At 66.9% G+C, this 876-nt stretch carries 1 protein-coding gene; it reads right to left on the reverse strand.

All coding sequences use genetic code 11. From position 1 onward, the window contains the following. Window positions 1–876 (reverse strand): Hsp70 family protein (locus BN903_RS09280; protein ID WP_048077505.1); only part of this gene is annotated, 876 nt, incomplete at both ends.

Consider the following 876-nt stretch of genomic DNA (forward strand, 5'->3'; position numbering starts at 1 on the left):
CCCTCGTACATCTGCTTGCCGATCTCCTGAAGCTCCTCGGTGAGCGCCTCGGTGGCGGACTCGATCTCGTCGGTGTCGGCATCCTCGTCTTCGAGCACGTCCTCGACGTCCTCGATGGCCGCCTCGATGTCCGCGACGAGCTCGTCGTCGTCGAGTTCTTCCTCGTTCTCTTCGAGGAGGGTCTCCGCGCGCTGGATCGTCGTCTCGGCCTCGTTGCGGGCCTCGATCCGCTCGCGGCGGGCCTCGTCCTCCTCGGCGTGTTTCTCCGCTTCTTCCTGCATCTCCTCGATCTCCTCGTCGGAGAGGCCGACGCCGCCCTCGATGGTGATCGACTCGGCGTTGCCCGAGCCCTGATCCTCGGCCTCGACGTTGACGATGCCGTTCTCGTCGATGTTGAACGAGACTTCGATCTGCGGGGTGCCGGCGGGAGCCGGCGGGATGCCGGAGAGCTGGAACGCGCCGAGCAGCTCGTTCTCCTCGGCGATCTCGCGTTCGCCCTGGAAGACGCGGACGTTGACTGAGGTCTGGTTGTCCGCGGCCGTGGTGAACACCTTCGACTCCTCGGTCGGGATGGTGGTGTTCTTCTCGATGAGCCGCTCGAAGAGCCCACCCTTCACCTCGATGCCGAGCGAGAGCGGCGTCACGTCCAGCAGGACGATGTCGTCGACGTCGCCGGAGAGCACGCCGCCCTGGACCGCCGCGCCGAGCGCGACCGCCTCGTCGGGGTTGACGTTCTTCTTCGGCTCCTGCCCGACCAGCTCCTCGACCTTCTCCTGGACCTGCGGCATCCGGGTGGAGCCGCCGACGAGGATGACCTCGTCGATGTCGCCCTTCGAGTAGCCGGCGTCCGAGAGCGCCTGTTCGGTCGGCTCGACG

Source organism: Halorubrum sp. AJ67 (genome assembly GCF_000513435.1).